The 20,388-nt window shown below is 46.7% G+C and carries 15 protein-coding genes and 1 tRNA gene; 10 read left to right on the forward strand and 6 right to left on the reverse strand.

Going from position 1 to position 20,388, the window contains the following annotated elements:
* Positions 1–26: 26 nt before the first annotated feature.
* Together recJ and ICN23_RS06925 are read right to left on the reverse strand one after the other, a co-directional pair.
* Positions 27–1,778: a single-stranded-DNA-specific exonuclease RecJ gene (gene recJ, locus ICN23_RS06920; protein WP_216231466.1), complete on the reverse strand. Its 1,752-nt coding sequence runs from the start codon at positions 1,776–1,778 to the stop codon at positions 27–29.
* Positions 1,779–1,799: 21 nt separating this feature from the next.
* A complete protein-coding gene (locus tag ICN23_RS06925) occupies positions 1,800–2,756 on the reverse strand; it encodes a hypothetical protein (protein ID WP_255532727.1) in 957 nt (318 codons plus the stop codon).
* Between the two features lie 67 nt (positions 2,757–2,823).
* Between ICN23_RS06925 and ICN23_RS06930 the strand changes: the two genes are divergently transcribed.
* From ICN23_RS06930 to ICN23_RS06950, 5 genes are all read left to right on the forward strand, one after another.
* A complete protein-coding gene (locus ICN23_RS06930) occupies positions 2,824–4,086 on the forward strand; it encodes a lipoprotein-releasing ABC transporter permease subunit (protein ID WP_216231468.1) in 1,263 nt (420 codons plus the stop codon).
* The gene (locus tag ICN23_RS06935) at positions 4,079–4,774 is read left to right on the forward strand and encodes an ABC transporter ATP-binding protein (protein WP_216231469.1); all 696 of its coding nucleotides are present in this window, start codon (positions 4,079–4,081) and stop codon (positions 4,772–4,774) included. Before ICN23_RS06930 ends, ICN23_RS06935 begins: the two co-directional genes overlap by 8 nt.
* 11 nt (positions 4,775–4,785) lie before the next feature.
* Positions 4,786–5,622 carry a TatD family hydrolase gene (locus tag ICN23_RS06940; RefSeq protein ID WP_216231957.1) on the forward strand — a complete coding sequence of 279 codons (837 nt, stop codon included), beginning with the start codon at positions 4,786–4,788 and terminating at the stop codon, positions 5,620–5,622.
* Between the two features lie 79 nt (positions 5,623–5,701).
* Positions 5,702–8,101 (forward strand): DNA internalization-related competence protein ComEC/Rec2, encoded by a 2,400-nt coding sequence (locus ICN23_RS06945; protein WP_216231470.1) that lies wholly within the window; start codon positions 5,702–5,704, stop codon positions 8,099–8,101.
* A gap of 28 nt (positions 8,102–8,129) precedes the next feature.
* Positions 8,130–8,501, forward strand: coding sequence for a glycine zipper family protein (locus ICN23_RS06950; protein ID WP_216231471.1), 372 nt, complete (start codon positions 8,130–8,132; stop codon positions 8,499–8,501).
* A gap of 99 nt (positions 8,502–8,600) precedes the next feature.
* Here the strand turns inward: ICN23_RS06950 and ICN23_RS06955 are convergent.
* Positions 8,601–8,677: transfer RNA gene (locus ICN23_RS06955), tRNA-Met, on the reverse strand.
* 254 nt (positions 8,678–8,931) lie between these two features.
* On the opposite strand from ICN23_RS06955, the gene ICN23_RS06960 reads away from it, so the two are divergent.
* Genes ICN23_RS06960 through radA form a run of 3 tightly spaced genes read left to right on the forward strand, consistent with a single transcriptional unit; the run spans position 8,932 to position 12,674 of the window.
* Positions 8,932–10,773, forward strand: a complete 1,842-nt coding sequence (locus ICN23_RS06960; protein ID WP_255532779.1) for a potassium transporter Kup — start codon at positions 8,932–8,934, stop codon at positions 10,771–10,773.
* An 11-nt stretch (positions 10,774–10,784) separates the two neighbouring features.
* Positions 10,785–11,279, forward strand: coding sequence for a hypothetical protein (locus ICN23_RS06965; protein ID WP_255532728.1), 495 nt, complete (start codon positions 10,785–10,787; stop codon positions 11,277–11,279).
* 33 nt (positions 11,280–11,312) lie between these two features.
* Positions 11,313–12,674 carry a DNA repair protein RadA gene (gene radA, locus ICN23_RS06970; protein ID WP_216231474.1) on the forward strand — a complete coding sequence of 454 codons (1,362 nt, stop codon included), beginning with the start codon at positions 11,313–11,315 and terminating at the stop codon, positions 12,672–12,674.
* A 10-nt stretch (positions 12,675–12,684) separates the two neighbouring features.
* Here radA and prmB read toward each other — a convergent pair whose 3' ends face one another.
* Genes prmB through dapD form a run of 3 tightly spaced genes read right to left on the reverse strand, consistent with a single transcriptional unit; the run spans position 12,685 to position 15,614 of the window.
* Positions 12,685–13,581, reverse strand: coding sequence for a 50S ribosomal protein L3 N(5)-glutamine methyltransferase (gene prmB / locus ICN23_RS06975; RefSeq protein ID WP_216231475.1), 897 nt, complete (start codon positions 13,579–13,581; stop codon positions 12,685–12,687).
* 44 nt (positions 13,582–13,625) lie between these two features.
* Entirely contained in the window at positions 13,626–14,777 is a 1,152-nt protein-coding gene (gene dapE, locus ICN23_RS06980) for a succinyl-diaminopimelate desuccinylase (RefSeq protein WP_216231476.1), read from the reverse strand.
* Between the two features lie 9 nt (positions 14,778–14,786).
* On the reverse strand, positions 14,787–15,614 hold the full coding sequence (gene dapD / locus ICN23_RS06985; protein ID WP_216231477.1) for a 2,3,4,5-tetrahydropyridine-2,6-dicarboxylate N-succinyltransferase: 828 nt from the start codon (positions 15,612–15,614) through the stop codon (positions 14,787–14,789).
* 174 nt (positions 15,615–15,788) lie between these two features.
* On the opposite strand from dapD, the gene smc reads away from it, so the two are divergent.
* On the forward strand, positions 15,789–19,310 hold the full coding sequence (smc, locus tag ICN23_RS06990) for a chromosome segregation protein SMC (protein ID WP_216231478.1): 3,522 nt from the start codon (positions 15,789–15,791) through the stop codon (positions 19,308–19,310).
* On the forward strand, positions 19,311–20,381 hold the full coding sequence (locus ICN23_RS06995) for a cell division protein ZipA C-terminal FtsZ-binding domain-containing protein (RefSeq protein WP_255532729.1): 1,071 nt from the start codon (positions 19,311–19,313) through the stop codon (positions 20,379–20,381).
* The last annotated feature ends 7 nt before the right edge of the window (positions 20,382–20,388 follow it).

A 20,388-nucleotide genomic window follows, 5' to 3' on the forward strand; every position in this document is an offset into this window, starting at 1 on the left:
TATAAGGGGGTTATTGCTGCAGACCCTCAGGTGCTAGGGGCCTCATCATGGGCTTCAATCATCAGCTGAATACGGGCTTGACCTTGATAGCGGTCAGTGACCAATCGATAGGCTAGTCTGGCTTTGGCCGGCAGGCTTTGCGTGCGGTTAAACCAAACTGCTGTTAATGGTTTGGAGCTTGCTCCAGCCCCCAGGGGCTTCACCATTAAGCGAAGATGTTTTTCTTTCATGAGGCTTTGCTGGGTAATCTCAAATTCTCCATAGAAAACAGGCTGAGGGAAGCCTTGACCCCAGATTTCTTCCGCTAAAAGGTCGCCAATTTCGGGGGTAAATTCAGAAGGCTCCAAGCCACCATCATGTGCATGGCGGCGCTCTAGCAATTCATCTGTGAGCAGTTCTGATGCAACTTGCTGAAAGCAAGTATCGAATTTCTCAAAATCTTCTTTGCGAATAGTTAATCCGGCAGCCATTGCATGACCACCAAATTTCAAAATCAGTCCAGGTTCGCGTTTAGAAACTAAATCTAACGCATCTCTTAAATGAAAGCCTGTCAGCGAACGACCTGATCCACGCAATTCTTCTCCGGTATTGCCATCCGCTGGTGCAAACACAATTGCAGGACGATTAAAACGTTCTTTCAGGCGTGAAGCAACAATACCTACAACGCCTTGATGCCATTCTGGATTCCACAAGCAAATACTATTGCGCTCAGACATAGTTCCAGAAAGCTGATCTTCAGCCAGATGGGAGAGTGCGGTTTCTTGCATGCCTGATTCAATCACGCGGCGTTCGCGATTGATGCGATCAAGCTCGTGTGCTAGCGTCATTGCTTCATCGGCGTTATCGGTGAGAAGTAAGCGGATACCTAAGGTCATATCCGCCAGACGACCAGCCGCATTGAGTCTGGGGCCGATGGCAAAGCCTAAGTCAAAGGTATTGGCCTTGCGTGGATCACGTGTAGCCGCCTGAAATAGCGCTTGAATTCCTGGCTGTGATATTCCTGCGCGTATGCGCTTTAAGCCGTTCGAAACCAAGACTCGATTATTGCGATCGAGCTGCGCAACGTCAGCAACGGTTCCTAAAGCAACTAGATCTAAAAGATTCTCTACCTTGGGCTGAGTTTCGTTTGTAAATTTACCGCGTTTGCGCAGTTCGGCGCGCAACGCAACCAGTAAATAAAACATGACACCAACACCGGCGAGTGCTTTACTGGGAAAAGTGCAGCCTGGTTGATTCGGATTGACGATTGCCAGCGCTTTTGGCAAACGATCTCCGGGGAGGTGGTGGTCAGTCACAATTACTTCCATGCCAAGTTCGCGAGCGCGATCAACACCTGCTTCGCTAGCGATGCCGTTATCTACAGTGATGAGATATTTGGGTTTAGGTTCTTGTTGCGCGGCTAACTCTACTACCTCGGGCGTCAGACCGTAACCCATCGTAAAGCGATTGGGTACTAGAAATTGAATTGGAGTGTGTGGTCCGCCCAGCATCCGTAGACCTCTAAGACCAACCGCACAAGCCGTGGCCCCGTCGCAGTCATAGTCGGCGACGATGAGCATAGACTCCCTTTTTTCAAGGATGTCTGCAAGCAAGGAAGCAGTGTTAATGCAATTCTTGAGTTCAACTGGTGAAATCAACTGCTTTAAGTCCAGCGAGAGTTCTTCAGGAGACTGTAGGCCGCGTGCAGCATAGAGCCTGGCTAGCAAAGGATGCAAGCCACTCTGTGCTAACCAAGTAGCAGTACGTTCTGAAAATGGGCGTTGAGAAAATAGACTCATACGAAACTCATGCGTTAATCATCACTGAGTGATTTCTTTCCAAGTCAGAGGTTCTGACTTTTTCCAGAAGGCCCAAGATTTTTTATAAAGATCTTTGACTGTAAGAATGCGCTCACGAACTTTTCCTTTTGGAAAATCAATAATTGCGACTTCATCAATTTGTTTATTTATTAGTGCCGCACTGAGTTGTGGCCATGCCAATTGAGGTTGTTCGAGCCACGCAAAGGCGCCGGCTAGATTATTTGTATTCAAAGTCGCTTCATAGGGAAGGCCTAGAAGCCTTGCTAAGCCAGCCATCATGGGATGCTGACCAATCAAACATCGTGATTGTTTTAGGGCTTCAGGCACTCGAACATCATTGAGTTTGCCAATGCCGCTAATCCAAATTGAGTTAATGCTGGGCATGCCGCGTTGTTCGCGTTCTTCATTTACTGGACCAATATGCCAGAGCATCTGAATTTCATTTTGGAGTTTACGCCAACGCTTAGCGATACCTTCTTCGTGACTATCACGTGGCATCCACCAATCAATATTGCGGCCATGCGCTTGATCTACGCTATAACTTTGAAGACTTGAAAAAGGCCCGGCAGGAATAAACCAGTAGTGTTGATTTTGGAAAAGGACTGAGTTCTGAAAATCCTCTTCTATAAAGGGAAGGACTGCTGTTAATAGTTGGGCAGATTCTTCAGTCGTGAGATCAATCTGGTTTTGTCCCATCAAAATAAGATGGTCTCGTGTGGCATGCAGATGAACTGGCTGTAGGCAGGCAATCACTTCAGATGGATTAACTGCTTGGCTGGATTGCCCAAGTAGCAATACCGGGGCAAGAGGCATCGCTTCCCCAAGCAAAAAGCGCTCATGGGGCAGCCCTTGTATAGGGGCATCCTTGCTTTCAAGCTCATCTAAGACATCTTCCCCTGAAAGCATCAGGGTAAAGCGGCGAAGTTGGCCTGGGGTAGGGGTGGAATTAGCAGTCATTCCCCTGATTTTAGGTGGCATTTGAGTATTCCATCAGTTTGCCCGCGCGATTCACTAAACTGTGGATATGTTGAGACTTCCTATTGAGCTAGAAATTGGCCTGCGCTATACCCGATCTAAGCGTCGCAAGACGGTTGGGAAACGTGATGGCTTCCTTTCATTTATCTCCGGAATTTCTACCGCCGGCATCGCTTTAGGGGTTGCTTCACTGATCGTAGTTCTTTCTGTCATGAATGGCTTTCAGAAGGAAGTGCGCGATCGCATGTTATCGGTTCTATCCCACGTAGAAATTACTGCACCTGAAGGCTTGGCAAATTGGGAGCCTCTGGCGCTCAAAGTGGCAGCGCAACCTCATGTTATTGGTGTGGCGCCTATGGTGAGTTCACAGGGCTTACTAAGTCGCGAGAGCATGATGCGCGGTGTAGCGATTCGCGGCATCTTACCAAGCGAAGAGGGCAAAGTATCTGACTTACCAAAACAATTTGTTGCAGGCAGCATTGATGATTTAAAGCCAGGAAGTTTTGGCGTTGCCTTGGGTGCTCAGCTGGCAGCGATTGTGGGTGCTCGCGTAGGCGATCGTATTAATTTAATTGTTCCTGAGAGTGATTTAACGCCAGCGGGTGCTATGCCTCGCATGCGCACTCTTCAAGTAGTGGGTATTGTGGATAGCGGTCATTATGAATACGACAGCTCCTTAGCTATCATGCATTGGAGGGATGCTGCTGCTCTATTGCGTTTACGTGATCCTTCTGGTTTGCGCGTTAAGGTAGATGATATGCAGCGTGCTCCAGCAATTGCGAATGAGTTGGCAGCTATCGTGCCCCAAGCGCTGTGGGTGACTGATTGGTCAAGATCTAATCGCAATTGGTTCGCTGCGGTTCAAACAGAAAAGAAAATGATGTTCATCATCCTGACTTTAATTATTGCTGTTGCTGCATTTAATTTGGTATCTACCTTGGTGATGACGGTAAATGAGAAGCAGGCAGACATTGCCATTCTGAGAACAATGGGTGCTAGCCCTGGACTGATTCAGAGAATATTTTTAATTCAGGGATTATCAATTGGTCTACTAGGCTCTTTAGCAGGGGTTGGTTTAGGTTTATTAATTGCACTCAATATTGATGTCATTGTTCCGGTTATTGAAGCAATCTTCCGTGTGCAATTCTTGCCGCGTGAGGTGTATTTCATTAGTGAGCTACCTTCTGATGTCAGAGCCAGCGATGTATTAACGGTTGGTTTGATGGCTTTTGGCCTGTCTGTATTGGCGACGCTATATCCAAGCCGTAGAGCAGCTAAGGTTCAGCCAGCGGAGGCTTTGCGTTATGAGTAATTTAGAAAGTCTCGTTCTCAAAGCCAGGGACTTAGCTAAGACTTACGGTCAAGGACCTACTGCAGTTGAGGTTCTCAAGGCGATTGATTTAGATGTGGCCCCCTCGGAAAAGGTTGCCATTGTTGGCTCCTCGGGTTCTGGCAAGAGTACTTTGCTGCATCTCTTGGGTGGCTTAGATAGCCCAAGTTCGGGCTCAGTCATGTTGGCTGGCTCCAATTTAAATAATCTGTCTGTTAAGAGATTGGATCAGCTGCGCAATCATAGTTTGGGATTCATTTACCAGTTCCATCATCTCTTAGATGAATTTAGTGCTGCGGAGAACGTGGCTTTACCTCTGCGCATCCGCGGCTTCGGCAATGATGAGTCTATGGATCGCGCCAGTAAGATGCTTAAAGCAGTTGGTTTAGCGGCTCGTGAGTTACATACTCCAGGGGAGTTGTCTGGTGGAGAGCGTCAGCGTGTTGCTGTTGCTCGTGCCTTAGTTGGTAATCCTGCTTGTGTATTGGCGGACGAGCCGACGGGTAACCTAGATACCGAGACCGCTGATGGTGTATTTGATTTGATGCTAAATATTGCTCGCGACCAAGGCACTGCCTTTGTAATCGTGACTCATGATCCAATACGCGCTAAACGTTGTGATCGGATTTTGCATTTAGAGCGTGGAGTATTAAAGCCATTCTCAGTGTGAGTAGATATCCCATGTGGATCGATACCCATTGCCATTTGGATGCCCCTGAATTTGCGGGTACATTACCTGCGGTGATTCAGAGTGCTCAAGAAAAAAGCGTTAAAGCAATTCTTCTGCCGGCTGTAAAGGTTTCTGACTGCGCTCATGTAAAAGAATTAGCTCACCAATACAGCCAAGAGATACCTGGTTTGGTTTACACGCTAGGGGTTCATCCCTTGTATACCAATCAAGCACAAGAGGGCGATATCGAAATTCTAGAAAAAAGAATAATTGAATCACTTTCTGACCCGCGCTTTGTGGGTGTGGGTGAGATTGGTTTGGATTATTTTGTTGAGGGCTTGGATCCCTATAAACAAGAGTTCTTTTTCAATGCACAGTTGGATTTAGCGCAAAAGTATCAACTGCCTGTCATTCTGCATGTGCGTCGCTCTCAAGATGCGATTCTGAAATCCCTGCGTCGTCGCAATATATCTGGTGGCATAGCCCACGCCTTTAATGGCAGTTTTCAACAAGCCGAACAATTTATTGAACTTGGGTTTAAGTTGGGCTTCGGTGGTGCGGCAACTTATGAACGAGCGTTGCAAATTCGCAGGCTCCTAAAAGATCTCCCATTGAATACCATTGTTACTGAAACAGATTCTCCTGACATTCCACCTGCATGGCTCAGAGAAGAAGGTATTGCCTTTAATGAACCTGCTTTTGTAGGGAGAATTGCAAAAGCATTAGCATCCATTCGAGGAGTAGGCGATGCTGAGTTTTCTTCTGTGGTTTGGAATAGTGCTATGCAAGTGTTGCCACGTTGGGCCACCCTCTGCGCTGGCATCCCCAGCCTCCATTTAGCTTCCTAATTATTTGCGTTTAGTTATTACGGCGTTTATCGCCGGGGGATCGCTCCTTTTCTTTTTGCCGCAAGTACCGAAATATTGGTTGCATACAAGCATTGCTGCGGGTATTACAAGTTTGCTTGTGAGTATTTTGGCATCACAAAATTCTCATCTAAAGAAAATAGCAGTGATTAGTTTGTTATTTACGATGGGCTTTGCCTGGAATGCTCAATATGCTGAAAGCCGCTTAAAGAATATTCTTGCAATAGAGTTTGAGGGTAAGGAATTAAACCTTCAGGGTAGGGTAGCAGCCTTGCCGCAAAGTAATTCATCGGGAGCTAAGTTTACTTTTGAAGTTAATGAAGTAAGTTTAGGCAAAGAGAAGCTAGAGCGCTTTCCAAAACGCATTTATTTGAGTTGGCAACCTGCATGGAGAAATCCCCAAGCAGTTCCAGAAATTATTCCAGGACAACGTTGGATGTTTAAGGCTAAGCTCAAGCGTCCCTATGGCTCGCTTAATCCCTATACCTTTGATTTTGAACGCTGGTCCTTTCATCAAGACTTTGGGGCGAGTGGCTCCATAAGGCTGGGAAAGTTATTGGTTGATCAAGATATTTCCTGGGCTGAAATTGAGTTGCGTATGGAGCTGATGCGTTGGAATCTACGTCAAAAAATACGGCCTATGTTGCCAAGTGATGCTAGATACGTTGGAGTATTGATTGCTTTGGTGATGGGTGATCAAAATGCAATTAACCAAGACGACTGGCAAGTTTTTAATGCAACTGGAATTGGGCATCTCATTTCGATATCAGGGTTACATGTCACTATGTTGGCTGGTGTTGGCGCTTCATTTGCTGCCTTCATTTGGCGTCGACGTACTTGGCCTTTGATTGCACCAGTCAGCAAGGTTGCAGCAGTCTCTGGATTTATCACGGCATTTGTTTATGCATGGTTAGCAGGCTTTCAGATTCCGGCACAAAGAACGATGTATATGGTTGGCGTAGTGGCATTTGCGTTATGGACCGGTAGAAATCCTCGATCGTTTGATATCTGGTGGTGGGCCCTCGCCTTTGTATTACTGGTTGATCCTATGGCGCCTTATACCCCTGGGTTCTGGTTGTCTTTTGGTGCGGTGGCTGCCATCTTGTATGCGATGGGTGATTCATCTGGTTTGCTGGGGGTTCCAACCGGCAAAGAATTGGAGGTGCATTGGCAACAACGTATGTTGCAAGCCCTAAAGGAAGCGTGTCGCGTGCAGGCTGTTGTCACTCTTTCGCTTCTACCATTTACTTTGTATTGGTTTTATCAAGTCTCTATTGTTTCGCCATTAGCAAATGCATTTGCTATTCCATTGGTCAGTTATATCGTTACGCCACTAGCAATTCTCGGAGCCATGCTCCCAGAATTGATTGGGCGTTGGTTGATATGGCCCGCCCATGCTGCTATGGAATATTTGGCAGTTGTGCTTGAATGGATGGCGGGCTGGAGTTGGTCTGTGGTCTGGTCAAAGCAGCCGGAATGGTGGGCGCTATTGATCTCTGGATTAGGAATTGTTTATGCGATCCGTCCAGGTGATATTTTGGATGCATGGAAGTGGAGGGTGCTGGGCATTGCCTTTTGCATCCCGTTATTTGCTCCAGCGATCCAGCCATTAAGTTCATTTCTCCTTGGTCATGGAGAATTTAGAGCAAGTGTTCTGGATATCGGTCAAGGTACTGCAGTGCTTATTGAGACTAAAAACAGAAGACTACTTTATGACACTGGACCCATTCAGGGTAAGAAAGATGATGCTGGGCAGAGAATTATTTTGCCCTATTTGCGTGGCACAGGAATCGATCATATAGATCGCATGGTAATTAGTCATAGTGATAGCGATCATGTGGGAGGGGCTGCAACATTACTCAAGCACATTCATTTTGATTCGATGATCGGCTCCTTACCCAGCAACAACCCTTTATTGCAAAATTTGCAAGCCAGAAAAGTCCCTAGTATTCCCTGTAGATTTGGGCAACGCTGGGAATGGGATGGCGTCGAGTTTGTCATTTGGCATCCTCATGAGGCAACGATATTTTCTAATCAACATCCTGAAAAGCCCAATGAGATGAGTTGCGTGCTGGAGGTCCGTAACAAACAGAGTTCTCTTTGGTTGACGGGCGATGTTGAAAAACAAGGTGAAGCTGAGATTACTGAGCGATTAGACGATGCAATGCTGCAAGAAATTGGTGATAGAGAGTTGATTTTTATGGCACCCCATCATGGCAGCAAAACATCTTCTTCGTTGGCGCTTCTAAGACGATTAAATCCTGATCAAGCATTTGCACAAAATGGTTACCGCAATCGTTATGGGCACCCTCATGCGGATATAACGGCGCGTTACCGATATTTAGATATCCCCTTTTATCAAACGCCTGAAACAGGAGCGCAAAGTTGGTTATTTAAAAGTAATACCAAGTCTTCGACACAATTTTGGCGGCATGATATAAAACGTCTATGGCATCGATAGATGTGAAATGAATCAAAAGGATTTGCAGATGAATAAATTACTAGCCCTATGCTCCTTAGTTATTGTCGTTACAGTTGGTTGTGCTGGTGCGAATGTGCGCCCCTTGGTAGATATGAAGGGTGTAAATGAAAATACATACGAAAAAGATCTAAGTGAATGCCAGGCTTATGCACAGCAACAATCTGGCATGGGTGAGACTGCTGCTAAAGGGGCTGGCGCTGGCGCAGTTGTTGGTGGCTTGTTAGGTCTTGTTACCGGTGGCAATAAAACAGGTATTGCTCAAGCAGCTGGCGCTGGTGCGGTCGTTGGTGCTGCTGGAGGGGCCTTTACAGGCAACCAAGCTCAGGAGGCGGTTGTGAAGAGGTGTCTGAGTGGGCGCGGTTACAAGGTTTTGAATTAAAGCTGAACTAAAACACCCAAAAAGCCCGAGCAACCGGGCTTTTTTAATGTCCAGAAAAGCAAAAAGCCCTTAAATATTAAGGGCTTAGTACGTAATTCTTGGTTGCGGGGGCAGGATTTGAACCTACGACCTTCGGGTTATGAGCCCGACGAGCTGCCAGACTGCTCCACCCCGCGTCTGAAGCTGAAATTCTACCATTTTTTGGGGGTCTCTGTCGAGGTATTCCTGTAAATAACGCATAAATAAGCGGTTTTTCATTAGAAATTCTGGATTTGATGCCCCCTTAGAAGGAGTAACATATTGCCACGCAACATCACCTTAAGGTTATGAGATGTCAATTAGTAATCCAGAGTTCTCAAGCTCAACGCTTCTAAATCCAGTAGAGGTGAGTGGACCTGAGGGCGAGCATAAAAAAAGTCTTGGCGTAATGATGCTTGCGGCTATCGGCGTTGTCTTTGGAGACATCGGTACCAGCCCCTTATACGCACTTAAAGAGTGTTTTGATCCTCATCATGGCATTGCTTACACACCAGAAGCGCTATTTGGCGTGATCTCCATGATGATCTGGGCCCTGATCTTGGTTGTAACCGTTAAATATGTCTTGTTTGTCATGCGTGCGGATAACAAGGGTGAGGGCGGTGTTCTTTCTCTCATGGCTCTTGCTTTGCGCTCATTTGATAGCAAATCCAAAAGCTATTTCTTTTTCATGATTATGGGCATGTTGGGCGCTTGCATGCTTCTTGGTGAGTCTGTAATTACTCCAGCCATTTCTGTTTTATCAGCAGTTGAGGGTATTGAGATTGCAACACCAGGCTTGCATAAATTCATCATTCCCATCTCATTGATTATTTTGGTGGCCTTGTTCCTGATTCAAAAATATGGAACCGCTGCAGTAGGTAAATTATTTGGCCCAATCACCTTAGCTTGGTTTCTGACATTGGCTGCTTTGGGCGCCTGGAACATTGGTGATGCGCCACAAATCATTGCGGCCGTTAATCCTTTATACGCTGTTAATTTTGTGATGTTGCACCCTACGACTGCTTACATCGTGATGGGCGCAGTGGTACTGGTTGTGACGGGTGTTGAAGCCCTCTACTTAGATATGGGTCACTTCGGACGCTCACCCGTTAGATATGCGTGGCTATTAGTTGTTTTACCAAGCTTGCTGATTAATTATCTTGGGCAGGGAGCATTGGTTCTTTCCGATCCTGAGGCAATTAAAAATCCGTTTTACTTAATGGTTCCTGAGTGGGCTCTTTGGCCTGTAGTTGGTTTGGCCACTGCAGCTACTGTGATTGCATCGCAGGCCGTGATTTCTGGGGCATATTCATTGGTGAGCCAAGCTATTTTGTTGGGCTTTATGCCACGCATGAATATTCTTCATACTTCTGATTCCGAACAAGGGCAGATCTATATTCCGCTTGTGAACTGGGCGCTCTTATTTATGGTAGTTGTCACCATTATTGAATTTAGAGAGTCGGTAAATTTGGCAGCTGCCTACGGTATTTCTGTGACATCTACGATGTTGATCACCACGATATTGTTAGCTGTAGTGATGTTCCGCGAATGGAAAATGAATTTTATTTTGGTGGCCTTCATCACTGCTTCATTCTTCTTTGTTGACTTTGCTTTCTGGACCGCTAATCTTATTAAGCTAAAGGATGGTGGTTGGTATCCGCTCGCGTTGGGATTGCTCTGCTTTACCTGTTTAATTACTTGGTATCGAGGACGTCAAATATTGCGTAAGCGCGCTATGGAGGAGGGTATCCAGTTAAGTAGCTTTATCGGGGCTTTGTTGCAGCATCCCCCGCACCGTGTTGAAGGTACAGCAGTCTTCTTGACTGCCCACGTAGACTATTTACCAGTTTCTTTCTTACATAACTTGAAGCACAACCATGTCTTACATGAGAGAGTATTTTTCCTCAAAGTGAGTATTTGGGATGTGCCTTACGTAAACGACAAGGATCGCATTACCTTGAAGGATCTCGGTGGAAATATCTTTGTTGTGCGAGCTATTTACGGTTTTAAAGAAACGCCAGATATGGGAACTATTATTCAGCTGATTGAAACCCATTTCGATATGAAATTTGACATGATGAACACCTCATTCTTCTTGTCTCGCGATACTATCGTTCCATCAGCAATACCGGGTATGGCGATGTGGCGCGAAAAGTTGTTCTGCTGGATGTATCAAAATGCAGGACGCCAATCGAACTTCTTTAAGATTCCTGCGAATCGTTTAGTTGAGCTAGGCGCAAAGGTCGAGATTTGAGAAAAAATCTTTTGCTTCAAACAAAGATATTTATTTCAATATTTTTGTTATCGACTGCATTGAGTGGCGTTGTGTTGGCAACTCCTGCAGAAGAGGCTGAGCTCGAGCAGTTGGATAAAATTGAGCAGGAGTTGGAGCTCCAGCGTGAGTGGGCGAAGTATCGCTGGGGTAAAGCTTCCTCTGATTGTTACCAAAATTATTGGGTGAATAGCTGCCTTAAGGATGCTCGCGCTACTTATCGTAAAGAAATTGATCCGATACGTGATCAAGAAGTGGCAGTACATGAAGTGCAACGTAAGTTACGCGAAAGCCTCAAGAATCAAGAAGATATCAAGCGCGCCGCCGAGAGGGCATCACCAGAAAAAGCAGCTGAGCGTGCAGCAAATCAGCGTGAATTCGAGCAGAAGCAAAAAGATGCTGCTGCTAGAGCTGCTGATTTAGAGCAACGTCGTAAAGATGCCCCTAAGCGTGCGCAAGAAAATAAAGCGGGCACTCAGCTCGATTAATGTTTTACTAAATTTAATTTCATTAGGTAACTCTTGGCTAAAGTCAAAACGGTTTATATCTGCCAGTCTTGTGGCGGTACCTCTGCAAAGTGGCAGGGACAGTGCCCATCTTGTCAGGCCTGGAATACTATGGAAGAAGGTCTTCCTGAAACAACTTCCAATTCCCGTTTTCAGGGGTTGGCGCAATCGTTGCCACGGCAAAAGCTTTCTGCCATTACTGCTGAAGATTTACCAAGATTTAGTACTGGAGTAGAAGAGTTTGATCGTGTACTGGGCGGAGGTTTAGTGCCTGGTGGCGTAGTGCTCTTGGGTGGCGATCCTGGAATTGGTAAATCTACTTTGTTATTGCAGGCGCTTGCCGAGATGAGTGCTGCCGGTATGAATGTCCTCTATAGCAGTGGCGAAGAATCGGCTGCTCAGATTGCATTACGTGCAAAACGTATTGCATTGGACGCTCCTCAATTAGAAGTCTTAGCAGAGATTCAGTTGGAGAAACTGATTTCCATTATGGATACCGTCAAGCCACAAGTATTGGTTGTGGATTCCATTCAGACTTTGTACTCCGAAGTATTGAGTTCAGCTCCTGGTTCTGTGGCCCAAGTACGCGAGTGTGCGGCGCAACTCACTCGAGCAGCAAAGTCTAGTGGTATTTGTGTATTGATGGTAGGTCACGTGACTAAGGATGGTCACCTCGCTGGCCCTAGAGTTTTAGAGCACATTGTTGATACTGTTTTGTATTTTGAAGGTGACACCCATTCTTCTTTTCGTTTAGTACGCTCCATTAAGAACCGTTTCGGCGCTGTCAACGAGTTGGGTGTATTTGCCATGACAGAAAAAGGCTTGCGGGGCGTCACTAATCCATCAGCTATTTTCTTGTCACAACATGAGCAAATGGTTCCAGGCGCTTGCGTACTAGTGACACAAGAAGGGAGCAGACCTTTGTTGGTAGAGATTCAGGCCCTAGTTGATACAGCGCATGTGCCCAATCCTCGCCGCTTAGCTGTTGGCCTGGAGCAGGCTCGCTTAGCCATGCTCTTAGCGGTATTGCATCGTCATGCTGGCGTGGCTTGCTTTGATCAGGACGTTTTCTTAAATGCGGTAGGTGGCGTCAAGATTTCTGAGCCAGCTGCCGACTTAGCCGTCTTGCTAGCAATCCAATCATCGATTCGTAACCGCGCATTACCAAAAGAGTTAATTGTATTTGGTGAGGTTGGTTTGGCTGGAGAGATTCGCCCTTGTCCCCGTGGTCAGGAGCGTTTGAAGGAGGCTGCTAAATTGGGCTTCACTGTAGCCATCATTCCAAAAGCAAACATGCCTAAGACAAAGATTCCAGGATTGAAGGTAATTCCAGTTGAACGGATTGATCAGGCAATCGCAGCAGCAGAACTGAGTTAACTCTGCTGTCTTAACGTAAGTCTTCTGCTTGAATCAGTAAGATTTGCTCTTCCCCAGCGGATACTTCCATCCAGATTGCCGGAATTTGCGGGAAAGCCGTTTTAAAGTTTTCATACTCATTGCCAATCTCGAGCAAGATAGCGCCGCGCTCTGATAAGTAATCAGGCGCTTGAGCAAGAATACGTCTGATTAAATCCATGCCATCATCGCCACCAGCTAATGCAAGCTCTGGCTCTGCATGATATTCAGCGGGAAGAGTACTCATAGAAGCAGCATTTACATAAGGCGGGTTGCAAATAATGAGATCAAAGAGGTTATCTTCATTTGGCTCAGGTAGTGCATCCCATAAGTCCCCATTCAATAACTCCACTTGGGAGCTCAGACCGTGACGATCAACGTTACGCGCTGCAACTGAGAGTGCAGGCATGCTGATATCGCAGGCGCTCACATGAATATCAGGGCAAGAAAGCGCCAAGAGGATTGCGAGTGAGCCATTACCGGTGCAAAGGTCTAGCGCTTTGCCATCAGCTGGTAACCAAGGCTCTAGTGAGCCATCAACGATGAGCTCAGCAATCCAGGAGCGCGGCACAATACTTTGCTCACTGCAAAAGAATGGCACACCCATTAGCCATGCTTCGCCCAAGATATAGGCTAGTGGCTTGCGAGTAGAGATCCTGGTATCGGCAACGGCAGATGCTTTTTGCTGCTGCTCTGCAGTGATTGCATCGTCTAAATGATCTAGTGCTTCTGTTGGGCTGAGGTCTAGTTGTTTGCTAACAATCCACAGGGCTTCGCTTTGTGGATCGATTGCCCCATGGCCGTAGTGCAAATTTGCTGCTTCAAGCTTTTGTGCAATCTGATCGATACACTGGTTCACGCTAAGGTATTGCTGAGACTCAGGGTCCATGATGGGAAGGTTCTTTAGAAAAAAGTGAGCGCTGAGTTAATCGATTAAGCGATTAACTGCTCGAGGGTCTTGCGATAGATATTTTTGAGTGGCACCACGTCATCTACAATGACACACTCATCGATCTTGTGACTGGTGGCATTCAGAGGTCCGAATTCCACAACTTCTTTACAGATCTTGGCAATGAAGCGTCCATCGCTTGTTCCACCAGTGGTGGAGAGCTCTGTATCGATATTGGTTTCTGCTTTGATGGCCTTGCGTAATGCGCCGGCCAAGTCGCCATCACCAGTAATAAATGGGCTGCCACCCAGGACCCAATCGATTTCATAATCAAGACCAGCATCCTGCAGGATCTTCTCTAGACGCTCACGTAATTGCTCTGGCTTGCTTTCAGTAGAGAAGCGGAAATTAAAGTCGATAACGAGTTCACCAGGAATAACGTTGTTTGCGCCAGTGCCAGCGTGCACGTTAGAAATTTGGAAGCTAGTAGGCTGAAAGTATTGATTGCCTTTATCCCACTCGGTCTCTACTAATGCAGAAATCGCTGGTGCAGAAAGATGAATGGGGTTCTTGCCTAAGTGAGGGTAGGCGATATGCGCCTGAATACCTTTTACTCTGAGCTTGCCCGATAGAGAGCCACGACGACCGTTCTTAATCATGTCGCCAAGCTGATCTACTGATGTGGGCTCACCGATGACGCAATAGTCCAAACGTTGACCGTGCTTTTGTAAACGTTCACACATGATGACTGTGCCATCATTCGCAGGACCTTCCTCATCGCTGGTGATTAAAAAGGCAATAGAGCCTCGATGATCTGGGTGCGCAGTGACAAATTCTTCCGTAGCCACTACAAAACCAGCGAGGGAGGTTTTCATATCCGCCGCGCCACGTCCAAAGAGCATGCCGTCACGAATCGTTGGTGTAAATGGGTCGTTCGTCCATTTTTCTAATGGGCCTGTTGGCACTACATCGGTGTGTCCTGCAAACACTAAGACTTTGCCTTGATCACCAGCTTTACCTTTTTTAATCGCCCACAAGTTTGTTACCTGAAAATTTTCAGGACCACTCACCACGCTCTCAGTATGAAAACCAAGTGCTTGAAGACGTTTTGCAATTAAATCTTGGCAGCCACCATCAGCCGGTGTTACGGAATGGCAGGCGATGAGAGCTTCGGTGAGCTCAAGGGTGGCGCTCATAGACTTAAATTAATCGCGAAGTAATTCGTTAATGGCAGTCTTTGCTCGTGTTTGGGCATCAACCTTCTTCACGATGATTGCCGCATACAAGCTGTATTTGCCACATGCAGATGGAAGGGATCCTGGAACTACGACAGAACCTGCTGGTACGCGACCGTAGTGCACTTCACCAGTTTCACGATCATAAATCTTGGTGCTTTGACCAATATAGACGCCCATAGATAAAACAGCGTTTTCTTCGATAACTACACCTTCAACTACTTCTGAGCGGGCGCCGATGAAGCAGTTATCTTCAATAATGACTGGGCCAGCTTGGATAGGCTCAAGAACACCGCCAATACCAACGCCACCAGAAAGGTGAACGTTTTTACCAATTTGAGCGCAAGAACCTACAGTTGCCCAGGTATCAACCATGGTGCCTTCACCTACATAGGCGCCAATATTGACGTATGAGGGCATTAAAACGGCATTTTTGCCGATAAATGAGCCGCGGCGCGCTACGGCAGGCGGTACTACCCGGAAGCCACCAGCAGCAAAGTCGGCCGCTGTGTAGTTTTCAAACTTGCTTGGAACCTTGTCATAGAACTGGGTATATCCACCAGCGCTCATGGGTTTATTGTCTTCAAGACGAAAAGAGAGCAAAACAGCCTTCTTGACCCACTGATTAACCTCCCACTTGCCTACGTCGCGGCGCTCAGCCACGCGGATAGTGCCGGCATTCAGACCTTCTAGGACCGCATTTACGGCATTACGGACATCCCCAGGGGCGCTATCTGGGGAGAGGTTTGCGCGGTTTTCCCAGGCTTGTTCAATGATGTTTTGTGGTGATTGGCTCATGCTTTTTAGTTAACTATCAGATTGTTAAGGGATTTTGTCCCTGGGGGTAGATTTATCATTATATAGATGGGGCAAAAACACGTCTAAGCACCCTCAAGCTTGCTATCATCTTCCCACTTTAGCTTTAATTTTTACCCCTTTATTTGAACCTCTTTTTTCCCTGCAAAGTACGCCGTGCAACTGAAATCCATCAAACTTTCCGGCTTTAAGTCTTTCGTAGACCCAACCCATTTTGAAATGCCTGGCCAATTGATTGGCGTTGTGGGTCCTAACGGTTGCGGAAAGTCGAACATTATTGACGCCGTTCGCTGGGTTTTAGGCGAATCCCGCGCTAGTGAATTGCGCGGTGAATCCATGCAAGACGTAATTTTTAATGGCTCAGGTTTACGCAAGCCATCTGGTCGCGCCAGTGTGGAACTCATTTTTGACAACACTGAAGGGCGTGCTCAAGGTCAGTGGAGTGCTTTTACTGAATTAGGTATTAAACGCGTTTTAACTCGTGATGGAAATTCTAGTTACTACGTGAATAACCAAGTGGTGCGTCGTAAAGATATTCAAGATATTTTCTTGGGCACCGGTATGGGTCCAAGAGGTTATGCGATTATTGGTCAAGGTACGATCAACCGCATTTTGGAAGCGAAGCCAGAAGAGTTGCGCGTGTTCTTGGAAGAAGCTGCTGGTGTTTCTAAATATAAAGAGCGTCGCAAAGAAACCGCATCACGTTTAGAAGATACCGTAGAAAATTTAACTCGCGTTGAAGACATCTTGCGCGAACTTGATCAGCAGTTAACTCGCCTGGAAAAACAAGCGACTGTTGCCGAGCGTCATGCAGAACTTTCTACGCAGATGAAATCACAGCAACAACTGTTGTGGTTTGTACGTCAGACCGAGGCAGGTAAGGAACAAGAGCGTCATGCCAATGGCATTCGCGATACCCAAGTGGGTTTGGAAGAGCAGACCGCTAAGCTCCGTCACGCTGAGGCTGAGCTCGAGACAATGCGTACTCAGCAGTACGCATTACAAGATAAAGTTTCACAAGCACAAGGTGATTTGTACCAAACCAATTCTGATGTAAGTCAGGTTGAAGCGCAGATTCATTATGTGCAAGAAGCGCGTCAGCGTTTGCAGCAACAAACCCAAGATTTACAAGCTCAGTTACAACGTTGGACCGTGCAAGAGACTGATGCAGCGCAAGCGCAGCGTACTACTGAGCATGAGCTGTCTTTAGCTGCCGAAAAAGAGCAAACACTATTAGCAGATTTAAATGGCTTGCAAGAGCAGATGCCAGGCCGTGAAGAGGCGTATCAAAATGCTTCACGCGAACTCAATAGTGCGCGAGATGCATTGGCTTCAATTGAGCAGCGCCTTGCAAGTTTGGGTGAGCGTATTCGTTCTATGTCCGCTCAGTCTGATGAGTTGAAGGGGCGCGAAACTCGCCTCGTTGGTGAGTTTGATGGCTTACGTCGTCCTGATGCTGAAGCTTTGCAAATGGCAATTGATCGTCAAGCGATGGCTGTGCGCAAAGTCGAAGAAGCTAAAAATCGTGCTGTTGAAACTCAGCAACGCGTTCCTGCTGCAGATGAGGCACGTAATGCCGCTCAACAAAAAATTCAGGAAGCCAATCAGGATTTGGCTCAAACTGAAGCTAAATTAACCGCATTGACTGCCTTGCAGGCTAGCGTTCAGGCGCAAGGCAAAATTGGACCTTGGCTAGAGAGCAAGGGCCTTAAGGAAAGTAAGCGTCTTTGGCAAGAGCTCAAAGTTGAGAGTGGTTGGGAGGCTGCGCTTGAGTCTGTATTGCGCGAGCGTTTGGCTGCGGTTACCGCAAAGAGCGTTCAAGAAACATTGGCTTTAGCCAATGACGCGCCTCCAAGTCGTTTGGCGATCTTACTCACCGAAGAAATTACTCCAGCACATACATCTGCTCCAGCGGACTTCACTCCATTGTTAAGTCGCGTTCAAAGCGCGGGTGCAGCAAGACTCACTTCAGTATTGCAAGAGTGGTTAGACAATATCTATATTGCTAGTAGTCTCGAGGATGCTTTGCATCGTCGTGAAAAATTGCCTGCTGGCGGTGCATTTGTTACCCAACAAGGTCATTTAGTTAGCCGTGTTGGCGTGCAACTTTACGCTGCTGACTCTGAGCAGGCTGGTATGTTGGCGCGTGCGCAAGAGATGGAAAGTCTTGAGAAGCAGTTGCGTGCGCAGCAGCTCATGCAAAGCGAGCTGAAGGGTGAGTTAGACCAATGTGTTGCTAACTACCAAGCAGCGCATCAGGCTGCAGAACAAGCTCGTGAGAATGCAGAGCATGCTGTTCAAGAAGCGCATGGCTTTGAAGTAGAAAGAATGCAGTTGACTCAGGCTGAAGAGCAATACAGTCAACGTGCGGCGCAGATTCAGGGCGAGTTAGGTGAATTGCGTCAGCAAATGGAGCAATTAGCCCAGACTCAAGAGCAGTCGGCTGCTGAGTTACTTGAGTCAGAAGAATCAAAACAGGGCTTACAAGAAGCCTTGCAGGTTGCACAAGAGAAGTTGGAGCGTTCTACCGAAGAACGCGATCGTTTACGTGAATCTTTGCGTGCCGCTGAAATGGCCGCACAAGAAGCAGCTTTTGCTACACGCTCTTTGCAGCAACGTATTGCTGATTTGCAACGTGATCAAAGTACTGCGCGTACTCAGATCATGGAGATCCAAGATAAGCATGATGCCGCTGCTCAAGAACTCGAAACTTTGAGTGATGAAGAGGCGCAAGATAAATTACAGGGCTTATTGCTAGCGCGCAGTGCACGCGAAGCGGCTTTAGCGAATGCTCGCACCGAACAAGATGCTTTACTCCATCAATTGCGGGAAGCGGATGAGTCTCGCATGCAAGTGGAGCGTAGTTTGCAACCAATGCGTGACAAAGTGGTGGATCTGCAATTGCGTGAACAAGCTGCACGTTTGAACTTTGAGCAATTTGCTACTTTGTTGTCTGATGCTGAGGCTGACCTAACTGCACTTGAGGCAAGTTTTAGCCCTGATTTGAAGGTAGGCGCATTGCAAAGTGAAGTAAATCGTCTAAATACTGAGATTCAGTCTTTAGGCCCAGTCAATATGGCCGCCTTAGATGAGCTGTCTAGTTCTCGTGAGCGTAAACAGTTCTTAGATGCACAATCTGCCGACTTAAATGAAGCGATGCAGACTTTGACGGATGCGATTGCCAAGATTGATGCAGAGACCCGTGATTTATTGCAAGGCACCTTCGATCAAGTTAACGGCCATTTTGGAAAACTGTTCCCTGAATTGTTCGGTGGCGGTCATGCTGAATTAGTGATGACAGGTGAAGAGATTTTGGATTCCGGTGTTCAGGTGATGGCGCAGCCTCCTGGCAAGAAAAACAGCTCTATTTACCTCCTGTCTGGTGGTGAAAAGGCGTTGACTGCAATTGCTTTAGTGTTCTCACTCTTCCTCTTGAACCCAGCTCCATTCTGTTTGCTAGATGAGGTAGATGCACCGTTGGATGATGCAAATACCTTGCGTTATGCAAATCTAGTGGCCAAAATGTCAGATAAGACACAGTTTTTGTTTATCTCACACAATAAGATCACTATGGAAATCGCTCATCAGTTAATTGGTGTCACGATGCAAGAGCAGGGTGTATCCCGCATTGTTGCGGTGGATATTTCTTCTGCGGTATCAATGGTAGAGGCTGCTTAAATGTATGTAGAACAAATCATGACGATGTTGGGCTTGTCTGATTTGCAATTGGCATTGGCTGTTATTGGTTTATTAATACTGATAGCTGTCGCTATTCTGAACATTAAGTACGCTCGTGCACGTCGCAAAGCTAAAGAAAATGAATATGCTTTGGATGATCGTTTTTCGCGTGAGCCTAGCTTTACCCAAGGTTTTGCAGACGCCGATATCTCTGGTAGAGCAGAGCCAAGTTTTGGTGAGGCCTTAACCACAATCTCCGCCCCAGAAAAGTTCGCAATTGATCCGCGTATCGATTGCGTGATTACATTGCGTTTTGATGAGGCTATTAGTGGCTCTGAAATACTGGCAGAAATTAATGCCTGGACTGATCTTGAAGCTCAATCTACTGCGCGTTGGATGTGCGAAGGTTTAAATGCTGATATTGATGCAGCGGAAGATTGGGAAGAGTTAAGTCCCGAAGGGTCGTATTCAGAATTGCAGTTAGCTATACAGTTAGCTAGTCGCAAAGGTCCGATTGGTGTTTTGGAATTATCTGATTTCTGTTCTCGTACTCAAGCACTCGCTGAGACTTTGGGTTCGCAAATTGATATGCCTAGCGTTAGCACCATGCTGGAAAGCGCTAAAGAATTAGATGTGATGGCTGCGGAGAGTGATATTCAATTGAGTATCAATGTACTGTTTGATGAGCCATGCCCTTGGGGTAACTTCGATGCGCTCATGCGCCAACGGGGTTTCAAGCTATCGCGTAATGGACGTCAATATGAATATCTCAGTAAAGGCGTAGTACTTTTCAATAGCGCCGATTTGGACCCGAATAAATCAGTGACCCAAGTCACTCTTCTGCTAGAGGTTCCTTTAGTTTCTCAAGAAGAGCGCGCCTTTGAAAGAATGCTCTCTGAAGGTATTGAACTTGCACAGGCCGCTCATGGCCGCTTAGTAGATGACAATGGCATTAACTTGAGTGAAGCTGCGGTGATTAGTATCCGCCAGCACCTTGATATCCTCTATGCCAATCTTGAGAAATCCGGCATTTCTGCTGGATCTTCTGCTGCCAGCAGACTCTTTAGCTAGGAAAGCA

This window comes from Polynucleobacter sp. MWH-Jannik1A5 (genome assembly GCF_018881795.1).
GTDB lineage: Bacteria > Pseudomonadota > Gammaproteobacteria > Burkholderiales > Burkholderiaceae > Polynucleobacter.

What these genes read in the sequence shown, in the direction of transcription:
- recJ (WP_216231466.1), bottom strand. Translation starts at nt 1,778, where the DNA reads ATGAGTCTATTTTCTCAACGCCCATTTTCAGAACGTACTGCTACTTGG.
- ICN23_RS06925 (WP_255532727.1), bottom strand. Translation starts at nt 2,756, where the DNA reads ATGACTGCTAATTCCACCCCTACCCCAGGCCAACTTCGCCGCTTTACC.
- ICN23_RS06940 (WP_216231957.1), top strand. Translation starts at nt 4,786, where the DNA reads ATGTGGATCGATACCCATTGCCATTTGGATGCCCCTGAATTTGCGGGT.
- ICN23_RS06950 (WP_216231471.1), top strand. Translation starts at nt 8,130, where the DNA reads ATGAATAAATTACTAGCCCTATGCTCCTTAGTTATTGTCGTTACAGTT.
- ICN23_RS06935 (WP_216231469.1), top strand. Translation starts at nt 4,079, where the DNA reads ATGAGTAATTTAGAAAGTCTCGTTCTCAAAGCCAGGGACTTAGCTAAG.
- ICN23_RS06960 (WP_255532779.1), top strand. Translation starts at nt 8,932, where the DNA reads ATGCTTGCGGCTATCGGCGTTGTCTTTGGAGACATCGGTACCAGCCCC.
- dapD (WP_216231477.1), bottom strand. Translation starts at nt 15,614, where the DNA reads ATGAGCCAATCACCACAAAACATCATTGAACAAGCCTGGGAAAACCGC.
- ICN23_RS06930 (WP_216231468.1), top strand. Translation starts at nt 2,824, where the DNA reads ATGTTGAGACTTCCTATTGAGCTAGAAATTGGCCTGCGCTATACCCGA.
- ICN23_RS06995 (WP_255532729.1), top strand. Translation starts at nt 19,311, where the DNA reads ATGTATGTAGAACAAATCATGACGATGTTGGGCTTGTCTGATTTGCAA.
- dapE (WP_216231476.1), bottom strand. Translation starts at nt 14,777, where the DNA reads ATGAGCGCCACCCTTGAGCTCACCGAAGCTCTCATCGCCTGCCATTCC.
- prmB (WP_216231475.1), bottom strand. Translation starts at nt 13,581, where the DNA reads ATGGACCCTGAGTCTCAGCAATACCTTAGCGTGAACCAGTGTATCGAT.